Below are 22788 nucleotides of genomic sequence, written 5' to 3'. Positions count from 1 at the left end.
AGGAGGCGCTAGCGCCGAGGAGGCTCCCCGGACCGCCCGCGGAAAGCGAAGTGCCTAGAGCGGAAATCAACAGGCCCAATAGCAGGTACAATGAATAATTAAATGCTGAGAATAAAAAATTGCCGAGAAAAATACCCTTTCTCGACAATCTGAACCGGGCGCATGCCCGGTCCTTAAAGTTTCTCTTAGTATTCGCCATCAAATGGTGTGAATGGGAAATTAAATCTTCTTTCAACTGCACGAAGGCGTTGATTCACGCGTTGGAGTCTACGGTCGATTTGGGCTACTTGGCGTTGTAGTTGATTGATCTCCCTTTCTTGACGCTCATTCGCCCTCTCCAGTTGATTCAGTCTGCGCTCAACCTGCTGTGGCTGCCTTGCTGGGTCATATTGTTCAGGTTGAAGATAGGGATTAAATGGCTCTGCTGGAGCATAGGGATTCATTTGCTCTTGTTGATCATAGGAAATAAATTGTTCTGGTTGACCATAGTAATTCATTTGTTCTGGTTGTACATAGGCATTATAATCAACCGGCATTTGTGGCATTTGATAATAACCATACGGATTCATTGGGCATCTCTCCTTATGTGGTAAATACCCTATAGATTATGTAGGTGTATAGGAGGTGTATCGGCGAATGCCCATGACAAAGTCATCTCAAGAAAAAGAATATGCAATGTAAAAAGGAGGATATCCAGGAGTAATAGATGGAAATAAAAGAAGTTATTATTCTACGATGCTAAACACTTCAGGTTATTACAGTATTAATATAGTAAAATATTTAAAATATTGAATATAAAATCAAAACAGGGTATAATCATGTATATTCGGAATATTATCAATTCTTACAATAATTACTTTTATAAAAAAACATTGGAGGTCTGAACAAATGAAGAAATTTAAACTATTTTCAACTGTATTAATGGCAGCACTACTCTTAGTTCTTTCAGCTTGTGGAACGAGTAAGGGTACAAGCACAACAACTGGGGGAGACGGGGAAAAGAAGACATTGCGTGTGGTAACAGATGCCGCCTATGCACCGTTTGAATACCAGGATAAAGGGGAAGTTGTCGGTTTTGATATCGATTTTATCAATGCAGTGGCAAAAGAAGCTGGTTATAAAATTAAGGTGGAGCATGTTGGCTGGGATCCAATTTTTGTTGAATTAGATAAGAAAATCGCTGACATTGGACTTTCCGCCATCACCATCAACGATGAAAGAAAACAAACCTATGATTTTTCAGTACCTTACTTTTTATCAACCAATAAAATCTTAGTTCCAAAAGATAGTGATATTAAGAGTGCAGCAGATTTAAAAAATAATAAAACGGTAGCCGTTCAAAATGCAACAACTGGACAAGAAGCAGTTGAAGGTCTTTTAGGAAAAAATAGCGATAAAATCAAAAAGTTTGAAAATAATAACCTAGCAATCTTAGAACTAAAAAGCGGCGGAGCAGATGCTGTAGTTGCTGATAACACAGTTATCGAGCAATATGCAAAAAACAACCCGAAAGATAATTTTGTTGTCATTGAAGATTCAGGTGCTTTTGCTAAGGAATTTTACGGATTAATGTTTCCAAAGGGAAGCAAGATTAAAGCAGACTTTGATAAAGCTGTAAAAGCGGTTATTGATAACGGAACGTATGCAGATGTATACAAGAAGTGGTTTAAAGTAGAACCAGATACCCAGATCTTAAAGGATCAGCAGTAATATTGCTTATTAAATTGCGTAACTCTTACTTAGCAGTTACGCAATTTTTGCTAGTTAGATTCGATAATTAGCTTGTTGTTTAATAGGGGGATTAAAGTATGGATTTTCGTTGGGATATTTTAGTTGAATATGCTCCTTTTTTTCTTAAAGGAACAATATTAACCATTGGGCTTTCAATCGCAAGCATTTTGATTGGTACCATTCTTGGCTTATTCATCGGATTAGGGAAAATAATGAAAAATAAGCTCCTCGCCTGGCCTTTTACCATTTACATTACCTTTTTTCGAGGTACACCATTACTTGTTCAAATATTATTAATCCATTTTGCAGTCGTACCCCTTTTTCTTGGAAAAACAAGTCCTATTTTAGCTGCAATTCTTACACTATCATTAAACGCTGCGGCATATATCGCTGAAATCTTCCGCGCGGGAATTCAATCGATTGATCGGGGCCAGATGGAGGCAGCTCGTTCTTTAGGGATGAATCATGTACAAGCTATGCGGTATATTATCCTCCCGCAATCCTTTAAACGAATGATTCCACCGCTTGGAAATGAATTTATCGTCTTAATAAAAGAGTCATCGCTGGCGGCTCTTATTGCAGCCCCTGAACTTATGTATTGGGGACGAGCCATGCAGGGACAGTATTTCCGAGTCTGGGAACCGTATCTTGCGGCTGCAGTTATTTATCTTGTGTTAACACTTTCTTTAAGCTTCCTGCTAAATCTTCTTGAAAGGAGGTTGGCAACCGAATGATTCAGGTAAAGAATTTAAAAAAATCCTTTGGCAAAAACGAAGTCCTCAAGGACATCAATGTTACAGTCAAGAATCAAGAAGTAGTCGTGGTAATTGGACCTTCGGGTTCCGGAAAATCAACATTTCTTCGCTGCATAAATATGCTAGAAACGATTACCGGTGGTCATGTCTTAATTGAAGGAATCGATTTGACGGACAAAAAAACAGATATCAATAAAGTACGTACAGAAGTGGGAATGGTTTTTCAGCAATTCAATCTTTTTCCGCATAAAAAAGTGATTGAAAATATAATGCTTGCACCAATGAAAGTAAGAAATATTCCAAAGGAAAAAGCGAGAGCTAAGGGTTTGGAACTTTTACGGAAAGTTGGATTAGAGGATAAGGCAGATGCCTATCCCGATTCTTTATCAGGTGGGCAAAAGCAGCGGGTTGCGATTGCTAGGGCGCTTGCAATGGAGCCGAAAATCATGCTTTTTGATGAACCAACGTCTGCACTCGACCCTGAAATGGTTGGCGAGGTACTTGAGGTTATGAAGGACCTAGCTAAAGAAGGAATGACGATGGTGGTTGTGACACATGAAATGGGCTTTGCCAAAGAAGTTGGCGATCGGGTTATATTTATGGATGGCGGATTGATTGTCGAAGAAAATGTTCCTAACGAATTATTTGATCATCCGAAGGAAGAACGGACAAAGGCGTTTTTAAGTAAGGTTTTATAACAAAGGGACTATTAAAAGAGGAGTTATTACCTCACATTTCTCCATTAGGTTGGGAACACATTAATTTGTTAGGAGAATATACATCTGATGTAAAAAAGGTACCTTCAAATGAATTGCGTCTATTAAAGATATAAAGATTAGGCTGATTTTTCCTTAGAGTTGGATAAATCAGCTTTCAATTTCCATTTATTGTCTTACCGTGGGTTTTATGTCAAAATGTTGGAGCTACCCCAAAGAGAGCGAAATCTTCTATAGCTCGATCCTAAAAAAACCTCGATAACTCATACTTGAGTCAAGGAGGGCTGAAAGTCTTTACGATCGTTATGAAATTCTATCCTAATAATGGCATTACTGTAAGAACGTACGGTGGTATGAAAGCTCGAGAGGTGGTCACGCACACCTATTTGATCGAAAAGGTTTTATCTACTAAGCACAATCTTCACAATAACCATAAATTTCAAATTTATGTCCAGTGATTTCAAATCCTTTGGGTACATTAAATATGTTTTTCATAGGACATTCTACAAAGGATATCGTTCTCCGGCATTTTATGCAAATAATAATATGATGATGCTAGTATTCATCGGAACAAGCAAATCGAAAAAGCCTTTCTCCTTTAAATTCTGTCGATTCTAATATCCCAACTTCCTCAAATAAGGATAGATTTCTGTAAATGGTGTCAAAGCTTAGATTTGGATATTCTTTTTGCATAACTCCAAATACTTCCTTTGCAGACACATATTATTTATAACCCTTTGCCTTTAACAATTGTAGAGCGCCTTTCGCATTCATTTAACCATCTCTAAGTTACTTACTTTCTATTACTTTAGCAACATCGTCCAGTTGATCCATCATCCATTGCAGATAATTTTTCCCTTTTGGCTCAGTCTCGGTTACCTTTACAATTGGTATACTGTTGGAATTTGCAAGATTAACTATATTATCTACCACTGGAGTTGAATTTTGAGTATTATGGACAAGTAATTTAACTTTCTTTCCTTTTAAATCGTTTTGTAAAGCTGCAATATCCGATGGAGCAGGATCTGTACCTTCATCGATTGCTCTAGCAAACTTTGAATTATTAATCTTTAAGTTTAAAGCTTTAGCCATATAGTCAAATACTGGTTCAGAAACATCAATATTAGTTGCAGATTGTTGCTTCAGTTCTTGAACTTTCTCCTTTAATGGGTCAAGCGATTTTATATAAGATTGTGCTCTTTGATTGAAATCTTCTTTATGAGTTGGATCCAGTTTGGATAAATCATCTGCTATTTTGATTGCTAATTTAGGCATGGTTGTTGGGTCATACCAAACGTGTTCATTTTCTCCTTCTTTTACTCCCATGATGTCCTCAGCTACTAGGATTGAAGATTTTGAATTGGCAGAAGATGAAGATTTGATCACCTTATCCATCCACGCATCATAGCCAGCTCCATTATACACGATTACTTGTGCATCATTGACTAATTTAGATGTATCAGCAGTAGGTTCATAATCATGTGGATCGACGTCAGGATTATCCAATATCGACGTGACTTCTACACGATTTCCGCCCACAACTTTTGCTACTTCCCCGTAAAAATTCTCGGCAGCCACGATTTTGATTTTATTATCGGTATTAGCTGGTGCCGAAGTTGTTGTTTTTGAAGTATCAGCACAGCCTGACAGAAGTAGAAGGGAAGCAGAACATCCTACAGCTAAAAGTGAGTACCATTTTTTTCGCATGATTTTGTTTTCCATTTTAAGATTTCTCCTCTATTTTAAATATTTATTCCATAATTAAATTGATTAAGATGCAAAAGACTTTGTACTGGTTTTATCTAAAGACCCTTTTGTCCGTATTCGCTCACGGTAGTTCCTCCAACCTAGTGCAGCAAAATAAAAAATTGCTTGTATAGCGGTAATAAAGAAACTAACTGGTAGATTCGTATAATATCCAATTACTAATCCCAACCATAAACCGACAACAGCAAGGAGAACAGAATACAGTATCATACGAGATACCTTTTGGCTTAAATGACGAGCTGCTGCTGCGGGCGTGGTCATCAGGGTGAATACAAGAAGGGCACCTACAATTTGTACAGCGCCAACCACTGCAATCGAGAGAATGAGCAAGAAGGAAATTGAAATTCCTCGAACAGGCAAACCTGCAGCCTCAGCCCCCACAGGATCAAAGGAGTCAAAGGTTAACATCTTAAACCCTATTAAAAGCAAAACCAATACCCCGATGGATAAACCTAAGACCTCTAAAACTTGCTGGGTGCTGATACTTAACACACTACCAAAGAGAATAGAAAATGCAGCTGAAGCATTCTTTGTGGATAAGGATAAGAAAAGCAGTCCAAGTCCAAGAAAAATACTTATTATTACATTTATGGAGAGATCTCTTCGGAACACTTTAGTACCCAATTGCCCAATTGCCAATGCACTAGCAGTGGTAAAAAGCAGTAAACCGTTTAATGGGTTCCAACCCATATAAATTGCGAACGACGCTCCTGCGAATCCAATTTCTGAGAACATGTGGGCAATGAATGATACGCCTCTTGCAATGACATAGACCCCAATTACACCGCACATGACCGCAACCAACGTACCCGCTACAAAAGCATGTTGCATAAAATCATATTGAAACATTTATTTACCTCCTATGAAACTTCCGAATGTGAATGAACGCAGATGGGCGTAACAGGTTCCATTAGATTAGGAGAGGACATCAGAATCTTTGCACCTGACCTCGTCACTTCAACCGGTACACCATATAACTTCGTTAATACATCAGGTTGCATCACATCTTCAACTGTTCCTTTTACATATTTTTCTCGTGTTAAGTACAAGATCTGATGCGCATATTTAGAGATTAAATTCACATCATGACTTACAAATACTACACTGATTCCACGTTCTCGGTTGACTCGTTCTACGACAGCTGCAAGGTTTTCTTGAGCACCAGGATCAAGGTTAGAGGTCGGTTCATCGAGTAATAACACCTTGGGGTCTCGAAGTAGTGCTTGTGCTAAAAACAGTCGTTGTTTCTCGCCACCTGAAAGTTTACCAAGTGGTTTATCTGCATATTTTTCTGAATCTGTCAAATGTAAGGCCTCTTCTACCAGTATACGGTCTTGCTTTGTTAGCCATGGCCTATATTTATGCGGCAATCCAAAGCTTACAAAATCTCTCCCCTGAATGGGAGTTTCCGGATCAATCTGACGCGATTGAGGAACGTACCCAATCAAAGAAGATCCCGCAGACTTAATATTTTTCCCACCTACTTCCACCGTTCCATCCTGTGGTTGAATCATTCCTAATAACACCCGCAGTAATGTTGTCTTACCTGCTCCATTTGGACCGATAATTCCCATAAATTCTCCAAAGGCCACGTTGAATGACAAATTTCGAAGAATCCATTCTCCTCCAAGGTGGACATTCACGTTATTAAGTGTAATTGCATTTTTCACTTAATCCATTCCTTTCAAACACTAGATTCAAAGATTACAATAAAAGTTATTCGTAACGATTACGATTTACACTTTAATAATAATAATGATTACGAATTAGATTGTCAACATTTTCTGAAAAGAATCCAACCCAGATGATATCCTTTTTGTGGTTCACAAAAAACAGGAATGTCTTAAAGTAGACAAGCATAATAATAAATCGTAATCATTTCGTTTTAAAAGGGGTTATATTATGACGATTTCATCTTCTTTAAAGGACATATTCCTATTTGGTTTATTTTTGTTTATTGTGTATCTTTTTTTCTTTGGAAATGATGAAATCCCTCAAATCATAGGAGTTATTTTTCAAGGTGAATGGAAGACAGTATTTGTTGTTTTTCTTGGGATTTTACTCGAAGCACTTCCTTTTATCGTCTTTGGTGCATTTATGGCATCGGTGATTCAAATATTTGTATCCGAAGATATCATACAGAGATTGATCCCCAAAAGGCCAATCCCTGCAATGATTACAGCATTACTTGCATCTGTCATCATTCCTGTGTGTGAATGTGCAATTATCCCGGTAGTCAGAAGATTGATTCAAAAGGGGATGCCAGTGCATGCCGGGACCATACTTCTGATTGGGGCACCAATATTGAATTTTGTTGTATTTGGTTCTACCTATTATGCCTTTCAACAGCAGCCTGAAATTCTATACGGACGATTTATTTTGTGTATATTGACAGCTGTTATTGCGGGAACAGTAATATATGGTAGTCTTAACAAAGTGAACATTCTGAAAAATAATATGGAAGATTTGACTCTTTACAGGTCATTAAATCAAAACCGAGGAGCTTCAAAGCTAAAGGGGGTATTGCATCATACTTGCCAGGAATTTTTTGCTGTAGGAAAGGTGTTTATGATCGGAGCATTTCTTGCAAGTATTGCTCAAGTGTATGTTCAGCAATCTATGCTAATTGAACCGGCAAAAGACCCTGTAAACTCAACAATCATAATGATGGCGTTTGCCTTTATTCTTTCACTTTGTTCTGAAGCGGATGCATTTGTTGCGGCTTCTCTGGGACATGTATTTCATCCAGGTGCGATATTAGCTTTTTTAGTTTATGGTCCAATTTTGGATTTAAAGAATGTATTTGTGATGTTATCTTCATTCAAAATTAAATTTGTCATATTTTATTTTCTTGTTGTTACGATAACAGTACTGCTTCTGTCCTTGCTGGCAGGACACCTAATAAATGGAGGTTATTAAAGAATGAAGGAAAAGCAAGTACCTATTTGGCAATTCAACAATGAATTACAAGGAATCCTTTTAATTGGTATTAGTTTAGTAATTTTTAAGCTTTATGTATCAAAAAAAATCTTGATTATACTGGAACCCAAGATGATTCCTTTTTTGTTGTTTGCAATGATAAGCCTTTTTATCATCGGTTTTTTCCGTCTTTTGAACAGCGATTTAAATGGGGCAGACTGCGATTGTGAAGTGTGTGATCCATCTTCTTCACTGTTCAGTATCTTCATGAAATCTTCTTTTTTCATCTTTGTGATTATATTGTCTCTGGTTTTAAATGATTTTATTGATACCGTTCAAGTCCCTTTCAAAGAGTAATGTTTTTCTAATGAGAAAGATGTGAACAACATTGTTGGACCAATGGACGTCTGGTTAGTCAAAGTAATATCCGTTTTCCTGAAGAAAAACTTGAAAATAGTAATGGTTCCGATTTATAATAATATGCGATTATCAAAATAAAGGAAGGGAAAATGAAAGACCCGTTTTTAATAAAAAAATACTTCAAAATTGATCTATTTTTTTAGTATGTAAATCGTAATGATTTTGATTTGTATCCCTTTAATGTATCGTAACTTGTTTCGCAAAAAAGAGTGAAATCGATGAGTATGCTTTATAAAACGTAATGATTACGTTTTAAATGAGATTGGATGATAATAATAGGAGGCACTAGTAATGGCAAAAAAATCGAAAATAGTAAAAGAAAAGAAACGTCAGGAAATGGTAAAGAAGTATGCGGCACTTCGTATGGAGCTAAAAGAAAAAGGGGACTTTGAGGCACTTGGGAAACTTCCTAGAGATTCATCACCGACACGTTTAAAGAATAGATGCGAGGTAACAGGAAGACCAAGAGGGTATTTAAGAAAGTTTAAAATGTCTCGGATTGCTTTTAGGGAATACGCTCATAAAGGGCAAATTCCGGGAGTGAAGAAATCAAGTTGGTAGGTGTTATACTCGTTCAGCCGCCATATTGAGAAATTTGGCGGCTGAACTATATCTGGAAATATGGAGGTGTACAGAATGAATCCAATTTTATGGAAATTTTTACATCGTAGTGCTGTTTTAAAATTACCGGATCGGAAGCGGGAAATCTATCAGTTTATAGAGAGTAAAGAAAATCAATTGGAGGAAATCGCTATAAATGAGGAACAGTTTATTCATCTACTTTGTGAAAAGTCACCATTTAAGGAGGCAGCAGACCATTTTTCACTCCATATTTCATACATAAAGGATTTAATGGATGAGGCACAGGCAGAAATTGATCAGGTGATAGATGAAAGGTGTAATCGCATGAAGTGGATTGATTGTACGGAGATGATGAGATATGTGAAAGGAAGAAAGGATAACCAGTGGGCTTTTATATTTGTTTCTTAGTCAGTTATAGGCGGTGTTTTTTATGTATGAGTGGGTAATTATTGGCGGTGGAATTCAAGGAGTAACGCTAGCAGTCTTTATGCTGAAAACGGGAAAAACAAAGGTGGATAAACTTGCGATCATCGACCGTAATAACGAACCATTAGCGAATTGGAAGCGAAATACGAAGATGATCTCGATGCCATATTTGCGTTCCCCATCCGTTCATCATTTGGACGTTGATCCATTTAGCCTTCAATCATTTGTAAAGAAGGGCTCCTATCATCAAAGTACTGCCTTTTATGGTCAATATAAGCGTCCATCACTGGAAATGTTTAACGATCACTGTGATCATCTTGTAAATGACCTAATGATAAGAGAGACATGGGTTCAAGGAGAGGTACAGGAGGTATTAAAAACAAGTGAGGGCTGGCAGGTACAGTTGAAAAACGGCCGTGAAATAAAGGGGAAAAAGCTTGTATTGGCCATTGGAATAAGTGAACAGCCCAATTTACCGGATTGGGCAATGGATCTTGATAAACAATCTCCTGGAAGTGTTTATCATATTTTTGATGAAACGATACCTGAATTCGAAAGGATGAAGCTTCCCATTACAATTGTAGGGGGAGGAATAACGTCTATTCATTTGGCACTGAAGTTGAGTGATCTGTACCCAAATCAAATCACGCTGTTGAAACGGCATCCATTCAGGATCCATTATTTTGATAGCGATCCAGGCTGGTTAGGTCCAAAACTGCAGAATGCATTTCACAAAGAAGAAAGTTATGTAAAAAGGAGGGAGGAAATATTAAGTGCCAGACATAGGGGTTCCATTCCCCATGACTTATATATAAAGTTAGTAAATCGGATCAAAAATGAATCCCTTGTTATTGAAGAAGGGGAGATCGTTCAAGGTCAAATTAAGAATGCTTGCATTCATCTTTTCGACAAAGATGGAAAATTTATTACAAAAACAGGGACTGTACTGCTTGCAACTGGATTTTTACCATGCCTCCCTGGAAGTGAATGGATATTGCCAATCGTAGAGACTTTGGATTTACCTTGTGCGGAATGCGGGTATCCTATCGTATCGAAAACCTTACAATGGGGTCAGGATTTATATGTTACCGGTGCTTTAGCAGAGCTTGAAATGGGCCCGATTGCCCGTAATATTTCTGGAGCAAGACAAGCAGCCGAACGGATCGTAAAGCATTTATAAAAGAATATAAGTCTATTAACGGGTTATTAATTTGAAAGTACTTATAATAAGATAGAAATAGCATAATAAAAGAACAAAAAAACTAATCCGTTGGAATTAGTTTTTTTGTTCTTCTTTGCGATAGTAATCAGTTTCCAGTTCTAATACCTACTTAAAGGAGTACAATAATCCTTTTCATTTTTTATAATCTTATCTAAAGCTTGCCAGGTCATTAATGCACAATTGTGTCTAGCTTTTAACTGATGTACCCCTTGAAGTGATAGGCTGTCACCAAGGTCAATCCCTTCAGTTATATTTCCATATCGGATTAACTGTTCAAAAGCATTTCGTAAGCATGAAATTTCTTTAACTGATTTATGTTTAATGAGTTCCGTCATCATCGAGGCAGATGCCATACTAATGCTGCAGCCTTCCCCTATAAACGCTGCTTTTCGTACCTGATTTTGTTCAAGTTCAATAAATAAAGTCATTACATCCCCACAAGTAGGGTTTTTATAATGGACTTTTCTGATTGTACTACCGAAAAGTTCCTTAAAATTTCTTTTGTGACTATAATGGTCCATGATAACTTGTCGGTAGAGGTTATCAAGCATGGTATAGTTGTTTCCCCCTTTTATCGTAACTTTACATAACTTTTCTTCCTAATATTCCGATAGTTGATTGTTAGTATCATAAAGAGATTTGTCAATTTGCTATGCAATTTTTAAATTGCTGTTCTAATTCTTCTTTATTTAAATCCTTCCCTATAAAAACGAGTTCACTGATTCTATTTTCATTCTCTTTCCATTGCCTGTCAGGTCGTCCTGAAAACAGCATATGAAGACCCTGAAAAACAATCCGTTCTTGTATACCTTTAACATAAAGTATACCTTTATAGCGTAATAAGTCTTCCCCTTTCTCTTGAATAAGGTAACTCATCCATTGGTCAACTTTGTCTAGATCAAGTGGCTTTTCCTCTTGGAATGCAACCGATGATACCTTATAATCATGGTCGTGATGGTGATGATCCTCTAAGAAATGGGGATCAATTTCAAGCTTTCGGTTTACGTCAAACGTGTGAATACCTAAAATATTTTCTAGCTCAATATTGCAATTTTCTGCATGTAATCTTTTTGCTGTTGGATTCATTTGACTAATTCTTCGTTCCAACTTATTTAGATCATCTTCTGAGACTAAGTCTGTTTTATTTAAAATAAGTACATCTGCAAAGGCAATTTGTTCCTGCGCTTCATCATGGCTATCCAAATGCTTTGTAATATGTTTGCTATCGACAACGGTAATAATGCTGTCCACTTCAAATTTTTCGGATAGTAATTCATCCATAAAGAATGTCTGGGCAACTGGAGCTGGATCCGCTAATCCCGTTGTTTCAATCAAAACTCGATTAAAGCTCGTTTTTCCTTGTTCCATTGAAAAAACGAGTGTGCGTAAAATGCGAATTAAATCCCCACGTACTGTACAACAGATGCAGCCATTGTTCATTTCTAAAATCTCTTCATCTGCACCAACCACTAGCTGATTGTCGATTCCAACTTCTCCATATTCATTGACAATAACCGCAATCTTTTGGTTATGCTTTTCCGTTAAAATTCGATTTAAAAGTGTTGTTTTTCCTGCACCTAAATATCCAGTCAGAATGGTGACTGGGATTTTCTTTGATCCTACAAAAGTCATTATTCTCTACTCCTTTTAAAGTATTTTCGAAATTTTGCTTACTTTTTCTTTGTCTTTCTGTATTCCGGTGACTACTCCGTTTACACGTTCAAAACCTTCACCATTAAATAAATGGCTTATCTTTTCTTTATAAACCTTACCGGCAAGAAGGGAATCAATGAAGATAGAGGCATCCTCAGGTTTTAAATCTTTATACCAAGTCCCATTAGGATAGGAGATGACAACACATTTATCTTGGCATCTTCCATTGCAACGAGTTCGGGTTGTATGGATAGTGTCGTCGGCATTTCGGTCTGAGATTTCTTTACGAATTGCTTGTGTTAGTTCCTCTGCACCCACCTGGCTGCAGCTGCTCCCATTACATATTAGAACATGATTTTTAGTTTTACTTAGATCCCATGTAGCCATATTTTCCATTCCTTTCTTTTAATCGAAATTATTACGATTTAAAATCGATAGCTGTCTTTACTCGATTTTTTTACTACACCTATTACATCCATTCCTTTTATTTACAACATATTAGAGATAAAACGGAATCATTACGATTTAAACAATGCTATTTTAACCTATGTTTAATCCATATGCAACATAAATTGGATAAACATGGGTTCAATCAGTAAGTAGGGGACGTGCTGTCTCATTCAGGTTTAGTAGTATATGTCATAAGGAGCCAAAATTATAGAACTTACGGTATAACACAAAAGGTACAAATAATTTTAATATTTTTAACAAAGAACTTGCTCAAAAAATAAAAAAGTGGTAAATTAACAATTGCTATCATATAAATCGTAATAATTACGATTTATATTTCGTTGAGAGAATGGGGTGTTGATCAATTAATTATGGGTGATGTTGGTCAAATTTGTTGGAATATAAGACGAAGTTTTAGGTATTATACCCATTGGTAGAAGAGGAGGATTATTTTGAAAAAAATACCGACTTATATTATTTCAGGATTTTTGGGAAGCGGAAAAACAACATTACTGCTCAATTTATTAAAATATTGTAAAGCACAAAAAAAGAAGGCTGCCATCCTCTTAAATGAGCTAGGGAGTGTGAATGTTGAAAATCACTTGTTTGAAGACGAGAATGTATTTGAGTTATTGGATGGATGTATCTGTTGTTCCATTCAAGAGGATTTAAAAGCTACCTTAACAACTCTGGTAGAGTCACACATGGAAAAACCGATAGATGTATTATTCGTTGAAGGAACAGGTGTTGCCAATCCGTTAGAGATCGTAGAAGTAATCGCCAGTCCCCCTTTTGTGAATTCGTTTGACATACAATCCGTCATTAGTATGATTGATGCAAATGCATACTTAGATAATCAAGATATTTTTACTTCGAAAACCATTCGTGATTTGCTTAAAAACCAAATTAAGGGGGCAACAATGGTTGTTCTCAATAAAGTTGATCTTATGAAAGAAAAACAATTACAAAAAGTTGAAGTGAAAATAAGTAAGTTGCTAGATACCAATACACCGGTAATAAAGACATCATATGGAAATGTTGATCTAAGAGAATTATTACAAAAACGATCGAACACGACTGTCTTTTCACATCAACATCAAACCAATTGTTGTGGGGATTCCCTGCATTCTTCTTGTAGTCACCATAAACACCATCATGATCATGTACAGCACACCAGCATTAAAACCATAACATTTCAAGAAGTGCCTTCTGTAACGAAAAGACAACTAAAAAAATGGTTAAAGTCATTACCAGAAGGGATTATGCGTGGAAAAGGATACATATTCTTGCAAGATAAACCGGGATTGTATCCATTTCAATACAGTTCGAATCAAGTGCACATAGGGGATTTTCCGCTAAAAATTGCAGTAGATCCTTGTATGGTGTTAATTGGGAAAGATATAGACATTACGACTATTCAAAACTCTTATGCTTCCCAATTTTCGTTATCTTAATTTCGCATGGAAAGAATAATTCAAATGATCAGGTGTAAAGGTATATCATCTAAATCGTAATCATTCAGGTTTAAAAAGGAGAAATAAAAGTGAGGAAAATACCAGTAACCGTATTAAGTGGATATTTAGGAGCAGGAAAAACAACATTATTAAATCACATTTTAGCTAATCGGGAAAATAAAAAGGTTGCTGTGATTGTTAATGATATGAGTGAAATCAATATTGATGCGTCTTTAGTAAAACAAGGAGGCTTTTTGCGTACAGAAGAGAAACTGGTGGAAATGCAGAATGGATGTATTTGCTGCACGCTGAGGGAAGATTTAATCAAAGAAGTGGAGAAGCTTGCTTCTCTAGGAGACATTGATTACATTGTGATTGAATCCACCGGCATTAGTGAGCCGATACCCGTTGCCCAGACGTTTACCTACGTTGATGAAAATTTAGGAATTGATCTATCGGCCTTTTGCAGGCTAGATACCATGGTGACTGTTGTTGATGCAAATTGCTTCTGGCAAGATTTTGCTTCCGGGGAAAGCCTGCTTGATCGGAAACAGGGGACAGACGAAACCGATACAAGAGAAGTAGTCGATTTGTTAATTGACCAAATTGAATTTGCCAACGTTATTTTGTTAAATAAAGTGGACTTGGTAGAAGGAGAAGACAGACATGAATTAAAATCAGTCCTTCAAAAACTAAATCCGGATGCTTGCATTATTGAAACAGATCATTCCAGAGTACCACTGGAACAAGTTTTAGATACAAAACTATTTGATTTTGAAAAAGCAAGCCAAGGTGCCGGCTGGATAAAAGAATTAAATAATGAACATATACCGGAAACAGAGGAGTATGGAATCACATCTTTCGTTTATCGCAGACGACGTCCTTTTCATCCGGAAAGATTAATGAACTGGTTAGAAGAATGGCCTGTAGAAGTTGTTCGGGCAAAAGGCTTCTTATGGATAGCATCCCGTAATAATATTGCAGCATTGCTGTCACAAGCCGGCCCGTCCATCACACTTCAAGGGGCTGGAGAGTGGATTGCAGCCTATCCTAAAGAGGAACAACAAGAAATTTTACAGGAAGACCCGGAATTGAAGGAGAGATGGGATGCAGTTTTTGGGGATCGCTTGACAGAGCTTGTTATGATTGGAATCGACATGAACCAGGAAGAGATTGAAAAAACTCTTGATGACTGTTTGTTAATCGAAGAGGAGCTAACGATAGAGTGGTCTACATTTAAAGATCCACTACCGCCATTTGTGGAAGCATAAAACAAAATTAGGAGGAATTTAATATGAGAGTAAAAATTACGTTAGCATGTACAGAAACAGGTGATCGAAATTATATTACAACAAAAAATAAACGAACACATCCAGATCGATTGGAATTAAAAAAATATTGCCCGCGTTTAAAAAGACATACATTGCATCGCGAAACAAAATAGGAAAGATTTACGTAACTAGGATAAAACATTTTATCGTTTGTGCGCCTTTATTCGACAAAGGCGCATACTTTTTAGAATCACTTTAAAGGGAACAATACACTGATAGTACTTCTTCATAGAATAATAACGAGAAGTCTACTAACCTAAGTATTTTGGGCAAAAGCAAATTGAATATGATAGGAGGTTAGAGTGTGATTCTTTCTGATAAGACCATTATGAAGAAGTTAAATGAGAAGGAGCTAATGATTGAGCCTTTATCACAGTTACAATTACAGCCTGCATCTGTTGATTTAAGGTTATCCAATCATTTTTTAACAGTGAATGAAAAGGTTGTTCCACTAATTACAATTGACAATCCCGCCGACTATAAAGAATTTTGTAGAAATACTATTATTATACCTCCTCAATCCTTCGTATTAGGATCTGCCCTTGAGTGGATCCGCTTACCTAATAATATGACAGCTTTTGTAGAAGGGAGAAGCTCCATTGGAAGATTAGGCCTGTTTATTCAAAACGCCGGATGGGTGGACCCAGGTTTTGAAGGGCATATCACTTTAGAACTTTATAATGCTAACCATGTTCCAATCGAATTAAAAGCAGGAATGCGTATCTGTCAGTTGGTCCTAGCAACTTTAGATCAAGAAACGACTCCCTATATAGGAAAGTACTGTTGTCAAAACAGAACCACTGAAAGCAGAGTCTATTTAGATGAAGAATCTGTGGAATTAAATTCAAGGTACAACTACAAGTTTAAAGAATTTGATTAACTTCCTCTCTTTATTTTTTGGATTAAATGCGAGATTAATTTTCTAATATGAAAAGAAAATATAGATGAAAGTAATCAAGAGGAGGGAAAGATGATGGGTGTTGAGCAGCATAAGAAAGAATCGCCTAAAAAAGTAAATTGCAAAGTCATCACAGTCAGTGACACACGGACGAATGAAACAGATAAAAGTGGAAACTTAATTATCAAGTTGTTAGAAGAAAATTCTCATATAATACATGATTATGAAATCGTTACAGATGATTTTGAGGTAATTGAAGAAGCAATTAAAAAGGGATGTCTTGATAAAGAGATTGATGTTGTCTTAATAAATGGTGGGACAGGTATTGCAAGTCGTGATGTTACAGTGGAGGTTGTTCAAAGTTTATTAGAAAAGGAACTGACAGGATTTGAGGAGATATTCCGAATGCTTAGTTATTTAGAGGATATTGGTTCTGCAGCGATTTTAAGCAGAGCAATTGCTGGTGTAGCTTATAATACTACTATTTTTTCCATGCCAGGATCAAGTGGGGCAGTCAAACTAGCTATGGAAAAACTCATTATACCAGAGATATCCCATGTAGTCAGAGAAATACGTAAAGACTCCTAAAAGGGTGAGTTGAGAGTTATTAAAATGGTATTAATTTAATAATATGTAATGCTTATTGATTATAAAGGAGTAAGGTGTATGTATGAAAAATTTTAAACTTCCCCCAAAGAGCGAACGATTAAAGCTGTTTGGTTCCATAGAACCAGGATTAAGAACGAAGCCAAGCGAAAAAGAAGAGATGTCAGATTTACAAAATATGAAGAAAAATTTCTTGTTTGAACTAGATGCCGTTGGTATTACAAACGTTAAAACTCCTGTTACTGTTATCTCAACGATAGAGCCGCTAACGCAAACTACTATTGCTACCTTTACGCTTACATCCACTATTCCTCATAATGTAAAGGGAACAAATATGAGTCGTTTTACCGAACAATTGGAGCTGTATCGAAGACTAGGATTTACCTTAACCTTTTCACAACTATCCGATTTTATAAAGGAATTATCAGAGCGTTTGGGCCAAAAGGATGCAAAACTAGAAGTAAGTTTCCCTTGGTTTTATGAACAAACAGCCCCTGCATCTCTTCTTACAGGATTGAACTGTGCTGATGCAAGAATCTTGTTTTCTTATCGAAATGGAAAGATTGTAGAAAGAAAGGTTGAATTAACCTGTACTGTAACCACCTTATGCCCTTGTTCGAAGGAAATTAGTGAGTACAGTGCTCATAATCAACGGGGGCTCATTAAAATAAATGCATTGTTAATGGATGATTATGATGAATCGATTGACTGGAAAATTATTCTGTTAGATGCTGCTCAATCCAACGCTAGTGCTGTAATTCACCCAATTTTAAAACGTCCCGATGAAAAAATAGTGACTGAAAAAGCTTATGAAAACCCTCGCTTTGTCGAGGACATGGTTCGCCTTGTGGCCGCAGACCTATATGAAGTACCATTTATCCAATCATTTAAAGTAGAATGTCGTAATGAAGAATCCATCCATCTTCATGATGCGTATGCTTCTGTATCATTTGATAAAACAAATAATTAATACTTTCAACCTTATTTATTAGAGTGAGGGAATATGATTTCTTAAATCTAATGAAGTAATTGAAACAATGATAAAAATCAAACTTTACATATTAAATAATATCCATACATTTAACGATAGTAAGCTAGTTTGGTACTAATTTAAGGAATTAGAGAGGAAGATGAAAAGAAAGTGATACCTGTATATGTCCTTTCGGGATTTTTAGGTAGTGGAAAAACGACTTTACTGTCAAATATGTTGAAGTATCTTCAACTGAACGGGAAACGACCTGCAGTAATCATGAACGAGATAGGAGATGTCAATTTGGATGGCCTACTTATCAATGATGAGGTGCCGGTCATAATGAACAGCATGCTTTCTCTATTAAAAAAACAATGAGCGTTCTTATCATTCGCACAATCACGTTATGACCTATACTCACCGAATCAAGGGAGTGGTCGAAATATAAATTGATTTGAAATTAGACAACAGCTGTTTTTATGAACGTTTTCTGTTTTTAACAAACTTTTACGAAAGATTGCGTTAGTCAAGCGTTAATAACTAATCTAAAAACACAAATAGGATCAAAGACATCAGATTTTATAGTCTGTGTCTTTGATCTTTTTTAAGTTACTTGTTCTTTGATTGAAAAATAATCGAGTAACCCTAGGTAAACCCCTTGGGCTACCCTATCACGGTAAGCAGAGCTTTCCACAACCGCCTCATCTTGTTTATTAGAAAGAAAGCCAAGTTCAATTAGTGTACTTGGTCGTGAATTGTTTCGTAAAACATCCAAGTCATCGAATCTTGTTCCATCGTTTTTTAATCCCGTTGTTTTGATGACCTCCTCTAAAATATCCGATGCCAAAATGTTATCTCTTGATTTTTGATAGTAAAAATCAGTCAATCCATTTATCGATGGATCTTCTATCCAATTGTAATGAAAGCTTATAAAAGCATCCGCATGGTTTTTATTTGAGAGGTCTGCCCGTTGTTCTAAGGAAATATAAGTATCGTTTGTCCGAGTCATAATAACATTAACACCTGCAGCTTCCAGCTTATGTTTAACAACTTTAGCTGTTACTAAGGTCAATGTTTTTTCATATGTTCCAATAATGCTGGTCGTCCCATCATCACTCCCTCCATGACCTGGATCAAGAACAATGGTTTTTCCTTTAAGGGGCTCCTGACTATTTTGAATACGGTCTGTTGATGTTGTGGATCCACTAACAGGTTGTGTTTCATTTTTGCTAGCTGTGTCTTTAGCGATGTAATTTGTGTACACCCACCCCTGAACGCCAGAAGAAGATTCAATTTTTGCCCATCCAGGTTGTTCATCTTTGACGGTTATTTTTGTTCCCAAATTTAATTTTCCTATTACCGAACTAGATAAACTTGGTTGGTCTCGAACGTTTAAACCATTGACTCCTACGGTTGCTTCTATATTTTCAGTTGGGGCAACTCGTTTGGGAGTTTTAGTTTTAGATTTCACCTGCGCCTGTACTCGTTTGGGAGTTTTAGTTTTAGATTTCACCTCTGCCGGTTTATAGTTAACATTGATAACCCATCCAGCTTGATTCTTTGATATGTTAATTTGATACTTCTTTTGAGAAAGAACAACAAGGAAGGATAATACAAGAACACTAAGAATTGCCAATACCTTAATTAGTCTTAAGTTCTTCATTTTGATTTCTATTTAACCTCCATGATTTTATAAACTTAAAACTAATATGGTCAAATGTTTATCTAAATATAATAGTTTTTTGAAATAAATGAAAATTCGATAAATAACTCGTGATAAAAGAAGGCTTTTTTATGCCTGACCATTGTCTTGTTAGGCTTGGTATGATTTATTCTTCGATTGCAGTTCTTGGTCCTGCTTTGTCTTAAATAAAGGTAGGAGATAAATACCGGGAGAATAAGGAGAGGTTCCCAAAAAAGTTAAAAACTAGTAGCATTATTGTTCTGTAACAACAAATTTAATAACATCTAAAAGTAGGGAAGACATTTTTATTCTTTCTTACTGTATCCATCGTTCGAAAAAGTACACTTTTACGAACGGGTTATTTTTGTATCGGGAAAAAGAATTTATGCAAAACCAGATTATTGTTGCTCGATTTGGGATCACATGTTGTGTTGCCGATGCCTCGGTATATGGAATGATGGTAAATGGAGAGGTAGCTGCATTGCCGAAGGATAAATGGGTTCAAGTAACAGGAAAAATTGAGCAAACCCAATTCAATGGGGAGACAATTCCCGTTTTAAAAATTAACCAGCTTTCAAAAATTACTGCTCCACAGGCACCCTATGTGTTTGATGTAGGTATTAGAATTGAATAGCCCTTTAATTATTAATGAAAAAAATGATTACTCCATCAAATTAAAAACAAGATTAAAGGCATTTATTTTTATCTATTCATAAAATATTCACATTTAAGTAGTAGAATCATTTTTGGGTAAACGAACCATTACCAATACAGAGAGATCCAGCCGTAATTGTGCTGGATTTTCTATTTCTAATTATTATTGGTTTCAAATAAAACATTTAGAAAATTCTTTTGAACTGTTAACATTTTCGTCACAAAAATTGTTTAATATATTTTAATGGGAAACATATCTACCCCATATGGAAAATCAAAACATATCAAATTAGTGATATTTTTGATATGTTTTGATTTGTTTTTTTAAAGAAACCAATTGTGTTCTACCACAGGAGGAAATTGCATGGACCGAATATTACAATTAAACACCATTTTTATAAGTATCGTCATCGAGGCATTCCCTTTTATTGTAGTGGGGGCATTTATTTCTGCATTGATTGAAGTTTTTATCTCTGAAAATACATTACTTAGAATTCTACCCAAAAATAGATTTTTATCTGTTATTGCTGCTAGTTTAATGGGAGTATTATTTCCAGGGTGTGAATGTGGCATTGTTCCCATCGTTTCGAGGCTCATAAAAAAGGGGCTCGCCCCACATGCAGCCATTTCCTTTATGCTTTCTGGCCCAATTATCAATCCAATTGTTTTATTTGCTACATTTATTGCTTTCGGAGATAGCTGGACGATGGTAGGGTACCGAGCAGGGTTAGCGATCGGTGTTTCTATTTTAGTTGGCCTTGTATTATCTTTTGTTATAAAAGAGAATCCATTAAAGGAAAATAGTGAATTACACACTCATGACCATTCTCACCAAAATACTAAACAAAAATTAATGAGTGTTTTTAACCACACCGTTGACGAATTTTTTAGTATGGGAAAATACGTAGTGCTGGGTGCACTAATTGCATCTACTATGCAAGTTTATGTACCTACACGGATATTAACAACACTGGGCGGTACGCACGTAACTGCTATATTGGTTATGATGGCTTTAGCTTTTATTTTATCTGTTTGTTCGGAAGCAGATGCTTTTGTAGCAGCATCTTTTCGTAATTTTTTTCCCCAAGCTTCAGTTGTATCTTTCTTAGTGTTTGGCAATATGGTAGATATTAAAAATTTACTTATGATGTTTGGGTCTTTTAAGGCAAAATTTGCGGTTCTTTTAGTTTCATTAATTACTTCATTTGTATTCATTGGTTCACTTCTTTTGTAAAGGATGTGGGATGATGTTTAAAGTCCTTATTTTAATATTTACAACAAACTTGTTTTTTATGCTGCATACCACAGGAAACATTTCAAAATATATAAACATGAAATATAGCTTCTTATCTGCGAGTATGATCGTGATTTTATTTATACTTACAGTTATCGAAGGAATTAAATTATGGTCTTCTGGAGAAAAGAAAGAGAAACATCGTGATTGTGATTGTAGCCACGATCATCATGACCATGAACACCATCATGATCATGGTCACGAAAAAAAGAAACAATCGGCAGGAAAAAAGATAAAAAAATTCTTGGCTTACACTCTTGTGTTAATTCCTGCTATTTCTGGAGTAGTTTTGCCAGTGGCAACTCTTGATTCTCAGCTAGTGGATGCAAAGGGGTTTTCATTTCCGACATTAGAAGACGGAAGTGATCGTTACGGGACGCATCAAGTTCTAAATCCTGATATGAGTAAATTCATGAACCAAGCTGACTTTACGGATTTAGTAAGGAAAGAGTCTAAGTCTTATATTCCAAAAAATAATATTACCTTAACGGATAAAGACTATTTAGTCGGGTTAGAAGTAATGTATAATTTTTCAGGGGCTTTTGCAGGGAAAACTCTTACCATGAAAGGATTTACTTACAATGGTCCAGGAGAACAACCTAACCAGCTGTTTTTACTTCGATTTGGGCTCATTCATTGTGTCGCTGACTCTGGTGCCTTTGGAATGATGATTCAATTCCCGAAAAACGTACACATTCCGAATGACCAATGGTATCAAGTAACAGGAACAATGGATACAGTTTATTATCCACAAATGAAAACCAAAATTCCTGTTTTAAAAGTAACAAGCTACAAAACCATTCCAAAGCCTAATGACCCTTATGTTTATAGAAACACTTTGAATTAATTAAAGGACCCTATTTGGGGTCTTTTTTTTGTCGATTTAAGTATGGAAATATAGAAAAACAAAAGAGCTTGGAAAAGGATCCATCTCTTAGTCTAGATTATGTTTTTTCTCTCTCTTCAATCCATCTTTGGCAGATAAGGTGGGCATTACCCGCACGCTTGTGGGAGGAATGGGTATCCAGGCGATTTCCCTAGCTCTATTGTCAATATTCTCTGGTCGGTCATCGTCACCATTGTGTAACTTATGTTATGGATGATAGCTCCATGGACGTTTGTATCTCCTCAGAACTTTAACTTAGTATCTCTTGTACCTAATGCCTCTGGTATTATCCTAAGCCTAGGCCAGAAGCCTCCTTTTCCTATAGCTAAGGAAGCAAAATCATTTAAACTTTGATAACTGTCTAGCTCCA

General features: G+C 36.2%; 25 protein-coding genes and 2 pseudogenes. 18 read left to right on the top strand and 9 right to left on the bottom strand.

All coding sequences use genetic code 11. The features are described from left to right. Positions 1-185 precede the first annotated feature (185 nt). Positions 186-569, bottom strand: coding sequence for a hypothetical protein (locus ACSU6B_RS11930; RefSeq protein ID WP_215002830.1), 384 nt, complete (start codon positions 567-569; stop codon positions 186-188). Between the two features lie 319 nt (positions 570-888). Between ACSU6B_RS11930 and ACSU6B_RS11925 the strand changes: the two genes are divergently transcribed. From ACSU6B_RS11925 to ACSU6B_RS11915, 3 genes are all read left to right on the top strand, one after another. Further along, on the top strand, positions 889-1710 hold the full coding sequence (locus ACSU6B_RS11925; protein WP_410885429.1) for a basic amino acid ABC transporter substrate-binding protein: 822 nt from the start codon (positions 889-891) through the stop codon (positions 1708-1710). 98 nt (positions 1711-1808) lie between these two features. After that, a complete protein-coding gene (locus ACSU6B_RS11920; RefSeq protein WP_215002834.1) occupies positions 1809-2465 on the top strand; it encodes an amino acid ABC transporter permease in 657 nt (218 codons plus the stop codon). Further along, positions 2462-3184 (top strand): amino acid ABC transporter ATP-binding protein, encoded by a 723-nt coding sequence (locus tag ACSU6B_RS11915; RefSeq protein WP_214715245.1) that lies wholly within the window; start codon positions 2462-2464, stop codon positions 3182-3184. Before ACSU6B_RS11920 ends, ACSU6B_RS11915 begins: the two co-directional genes overlap by 4 nt. Before the next feature lie 426 nt (positions 3185-3610). Here the strand turns inward: ACSU6B_RS11915 and ACSU6B_RS11910 are convergent. From ACSU6B_RS11910 to ACSU6B_RS11895, 4 genes and pseudogenes are all read right to left on the bottom strand, one after another. After that, positions 3611-3922: pseudogene (locus ACSU6B_RS11910) on the bottom strand (Fur family transcriptional regulator). Between the two features lie 69 nt (positions 3923-3991). After that, positions 3992-4909 (bottom strand): metal ABC transporter solute-binding protein, Zn/Mn family, encoded by a 918-nt coding sequence (locus ACSU6B_RS11905; protein WP_410885426.1) that lies wholly within the window; start codon positions 4907-4909, stop codon positions 3992-3994. A gap of 63 nt (positions 4910-4972) precedes the next feature. Then, entirely contained in the window at positions 4973-5818 is an 846-nt protein-coding gene (locus ACSU6B_RS11900; protein WP_410885424.1) for a metal ABC transporter permease, read from the bottom strand. A gap of 11 nt (positions 5819-5829) precedes the next feature. Further along, positions 5830-6639 (bottom strand): metal ABC transporter ATP-binding protein, encoded by an 810-nt coding sequence (locus ACSU6B_RS11895; RefSeq protein ID WP_410885422.1) that lies wholly within the window; start codon positions 6637-6639, stop codon positions 5830-5832. A gap of 232 nt (positions 6640-6871) precedes the next feature. Between ACSU6B_RS11895 and ACSU6B_RS11890 the strand changes: the two genes are divergently transcribed. The 5 genes from ACSU6B_RS11890 (at position 6872) to ACSU6B_RS11870 (ending at position 10496) form a co-directional block, all read left to right on the top strand. Continuing rightward, positions 6872-7888, top strand: coding sequence for a permease (locus tag ACSU6B_RS11890; protein WP_410885420.1), 1017 nt, complete (start codon positions 6872-6874; stop codon positions 7886-7888). Between the two features lie 3 nt (positions 7889-7891). Next, positions 7892-8245, top strand: a complete 354-nt coding sequence (locus ACSU6B_RS11885; protein WP_410885418.1) for a DUF1980 domain-containing protein — start codon at positions 7892-7894, stop codon at positions 8243-8245. 354 nt (positions 8246-8599) lie between these two features. Further along, a complete protein-coding gene (gene rpsN / locus ACSU6B_RS11880; RefSeq protein ID WP_410885416.1) occupies positions 8600-8869 on the top strand; it encodes a 30S ribosomal protein S14 in 270 nt (89 codons plus the stop codon). Positions 8870-8944: 75 nt separating this feature from the next. Next, positions 8945-9298, top strand: coding sequence for a hypothetical protein (locus tag ACSU6B_RS11875; protein ID WP_410885414.1), 354 nt, complete (start codon positions 8945-8947; stop codon positions 9296-9298). 22 nt (positions 9299-9320) lie between these two features. Further along, complete coding sequence (locus ACSU6B_RS11870) at positions 9321-10496, top strand: FAD-dependent oxidoreductase (RefSeq protein ID WP_410885412.1); 1176 nt, start codon at positions 9321-9323, stop codon at positions 10494-10496. Positions 10497-10636: 140 nt separating this feature from the next. Here the strand turns inward: ACSU6B_RS11870 and sufU are convergent, their stop codons facing one another. The 3 genes from sufU to ACSU6B_RS11855 form a co-directional block, all read right to left on the bottom strand. Then, positions 10637-11089 (bottom strand): Fe-S cluster assembly sulfur transfer protein SufU, encoded by a 453-nt coding sequence (sufU, locus tag ACSU6B_RS11865; protein ID WP_168244403.1) that lies wholly within the window; start codon positions 11087-11089, stop codon positions 10637-10639. 91 nt (positions 11090-11180) lie between these two features. Further along, positions 11181-12170, bottom strand: coding sequence for a CobW family GTP-binding protein (locus tag ACSU6B_RS11860; protein ID WP_410885410.1), 990 nt, complete (start codon positions 12168-12170; stop codon positions 11181-11183). A gap of 15 nt (positions 12171-12185) precedes the next feature. Next, a complete protein-coding gene (locus tag ACSU6B_RS11855; protein ID WP_410885408.1) occupies positions 12186-12578 on the bottom strand; it encodes a (2Fe-2S) ferredoxin domain-containing protein in 393 nt (130 codons plus the stop codon). Positions 12579-13093: 515 nt separating this feature from the next. On the opposite strand from ACSU6B_RS11855, the gene ACSU6B_RS11850 reads away from it, so the two are divergent. The 7 genes and pseudogenes from ACSU6B_RS11850 to ACSU6B_RS11820 all read left to right on the top strand — a co-directional run. Further along, positions 13094-14095, top strand: coding sequence for a CobW family GTP-binding protein (locus ACSU6B_RS11850; protein WP_410885406.1), 1002 nt, complete (start codon positions 13094-13096; stop codon positions 14093-14095). 89 nt (positions 14096-14184) lie between these two features. Beyond that, on the top strand, positions 14185-15366 hold the full coding sequence (locus ACSU6B_RS11845) for a GTP-binding protein (protein WP_410885404.1): 1182 nt from the start codon (positions 14185-14187) through the stop codon (positions 15364-15366). Positions 15367-15389: 23 nt separating this feature from the next. Continuing rightward, entirely contained in the window at positions 15390-15539 is a 150-nt protein-coding gene (rpmG, locus tag ACSU6B_RS11840) for a 50S ribosomal protein L33 (protein WP_144548409.1), read from the top strand. Between the two features lie 191 nt (positions 15540-15730). After that, a complete protein-coding gene (dcd, locus tag ACSU6B_RS11835) occupies positions 15731-16306 on the top strand; it encodes a dCTP deaminase (RefSeq protein WP_410885402.1) in 576 nt (191 codons plus the stop codon). Between the two features lie 93 nt (positions 16307-16399). Continuing rightward, positions 16400-16912, top strand: coding sequence for a MogA/MoaB family molybdenum cofactor biosynthesis protein (locus ACSU6B_RS11830; RefSeq protein WP_410885449.1), 513 nt, complete (start codon positions 16400-16402; stop codon positions 16910-16912). 82 nt (positions 16913-16994) lie between these two features. Further along, positions 16995-17900 (top strand): GTP cyclohydrolase FolE2, encoded by a 906-nt coding sequence (folE2, locus tag ACSU6B_RS11825; RefSeq protein WP_410885400.1) that lies wholly within the window; start codon positions 16995-16997, stop codon positions 17898-17900. 171 nt (positions 17901-18071) lie between these two features. Then, positions 18072-18260: pseudogene (locus tag ACSU6B_RS11820) on the top strand (GTP-binding protein); the annotation flags it as partial. A gap of 244 nt (positions 18261-18504) precedes the next feature. Here ACSU6B_RS11820 and ACSU6B_RS11815 read toward each other — a convergent pair. Then, entirely contained in the window at positions 18505-19563 is a 1059-nt protein-coding gene (locus ACSU6B_RS11815) for an N-acetylmuramoyl-L-alanine amidase (protein ID WP_410885398.1), read from the bottom strand. A gap of 385 nt (positions 19564-19948) precedes the next feature. Here ACSU6B_RS11815 and ACSU6B_RS11810 point away from each other — a divergent pair, with 385 nt between their 5' ends. The 3 genes from ACSU6B_RS11810 (at position 19949) to ACSU6B_RS11800 (ending at position 22379) form a co-directional block, all read left to right on the top strand. Beyond that, positions 19949-20218 carry a TIGR03943 family putative permease subunit gene (locus ACSU6B_RS11810; protein ID WP_410885396.1) on the top strand — a complete coding sequence of 90 codons (270 nt, stop codon included), beginning with the start codon at positions 19949-19951 and terminating at the stop codon, positions 20216-20218. 384 nt (positions 20219-20602) lie between these two features. Next, a complete protein-coding gene (locus ACSU6B_RS11805; protein ID WP_410885394.1) occupies positions 20603-21472 on the top strand; it encodes a permease in 870 nt (289 codons plus the stop codon). Between the two features lie 10 nt (positions 21473-21482). Continuing rightward, on the top strand, positions 21483-22379 hold the full coding sequence (locus tag ACSU6B_RS11800) for a TIGR03943 family putative permease subunit (protein ID WP_410885392.1): 897 nt from the start codon (positions 21483-21485) through the stop codon (positions 22377-22379). Positions 22380-22788: the final 409 nt, after the last annotated feature.

It is taken from the genome of Neobacillus sp. C211 (assembly GCF_051842875.1).
GTDB lineage: Bacteria > Bacillota > Bacilli > Bacillales > Cytobacillaceae > Neobacillus.
The sequence above is the reverse complement of the archived record's forward strand: the minus strand, read 5'-3'. Positions and strand labels throughout refer to the sequence as shown.

What these genes read in the sequence shown, in the direction of transcription:
- ACSU6B_RS11930 (WP_215002830.1), bottom strand. Translation starts at nt 569, where the DNA reads ATGAATCCGTATGGTTATTATCAAATGCCACAAATGCCGGTTGATTAT.
- ACSU6B_RS11925 (WP_410885429.1), top strand. Translation starts at nt 889, where the DNA reads ATGAAGAAATTTAAACTATTTTCAACTGTATTAATGGCAGCACTACTC.
- ACSU6B_RS11920 (WP_215002834.1), top strand. Translation starts at nt 1,809, where the DNA reads ATGGATTTTCGTTGGGATATTTTAGTTGAATATGCTCCTTTTTTTCTT.
- ACSU6B_RS11915 (WP_214715245.1), top strand. Translation starts at nt 2,462, where the DNA reads ATGATTCAGGTAAAGAATTTAAAAAAATCCTTTGGCAAAAACGAAGTC.
- ACSU6B_RS11905 (WP_410885426.1), bottom strand. Translation starts at nt 4,909, where the DNA reads ATGCGAAAAAAATGGTACTCACTTTTAGCTGTAGGATGTTCTGCTTCC.
- ACSU6B_RS11900 (WP_410885424.1), bottom strand. Translation starts at nt 5,818, where the DNA reads ATGTTTCAATATGATTTTATGCAACATGCTTTTGTAGCGGGTACGTTG.
- ACSU6B_RS11890 (WP_410885420.1), top strand. Translation starts at nt 6,872, where the DNA reads ATGACGATTTCATCTTCTTTAAAGGACATATTCCTATTTGGTTTATTT.
- ACSU6B_RS11885 (WP_410885418.1), top strand. Translation starts at nt 7,892, where the DNA reads ATGAAGGAAAAGCAAGTACCTATTTGGCAATTCAACAATGAATTACAA.
- rpsN (WP_410885416.1), top strand. Translation starts at nt 8,600, where the DNA reads ATGGCAAAAAAATCGAAAATAGTAAAAGAAAAGAAACGTCAGGAAATG.
- ACSU6B_RS11875 (WP_410885414.1), top strand. Translation starts at nt 8,945, where the DNA reads ATGAATCCAATTTTATGGAAATTTTTACATCGTAGTGCTGTTTTAAAA.
- ACSU6B_RS11870 (WP_410885412.1), top strand. Translation starts at nt 9,321, where the DNA reads ATGTATGAGTGGGTAATTATTGGCGGTGGAATTCAAGGAGTAACGCTA.
- sufU (WP_168244403.1), bottom strand. Translation starts at nt 11,089, where the DNA reads ATGCTTGATAACCTCTACCGACAAGTTATCATGGACCATTATAGTCAC.
- ACSU6B_RS11860 (WP_410885410.1), bottom strand. Translation starts at nt 12,170, where the DNA reads ATGACTTTTGTAGGATCAAAGAAAATCCCAGTCACCATTCTGACTGGA.
- ACSU6B_RS11855 (WP_410885408.1), bottom strand. Translation starts at nt 12,578, where the DNA reads ATGGCTACATGGGATCTAAGTAAAACTAAAAATCATGTTCTAATATGT.
- rpmG (WP_144548409.1), top strand. Translation starts at nt 15,390, where the DNA reads ATGAGAGTAAAAATTACGTTAGCATGTACAGAAACAGGTGATCGAAAT.
- ACSU6B_RS11830 (WP_410885449.1), top strand. Translation starts at nt 16,400, where the DNA reads ATGGGTGTTGAGCAGCATAAGAAAGAATCGCCTAAAAAAGTAAATTGC.
- folE2 (WP_410885400.1), top strand. Translation starts at nt 16,995, where the DNA reads ATGAAAAATTTTAAACTTCCCCCAAAGAGCGAACGATTAAAGCTGTTT.
- ACSU6B_RS11815 (WP_410885398.1), bottom strand. Translation starts at nt 19,563, where the DNA reads ATGAAGAACTTAAGACTAATTAAGGTATTGGCAATTCTTAGTGTTCTT.
- ACSU6B_RS11805 (WP_410885394.1), top strand. Translation starts at nt 20,603, where the DNA reads ATGGACCGAATATTACAATTAAACACCATTTTTATAAGTATCGTCATC.
- ACSU6B_RS11800 (WP_410885392.1), top strand. Translation starts at nt 21,483, where the DNA reads ATGATGTTTAAAGTCCTTATTTTAATATTTACAACAAACTTGTTTTTT.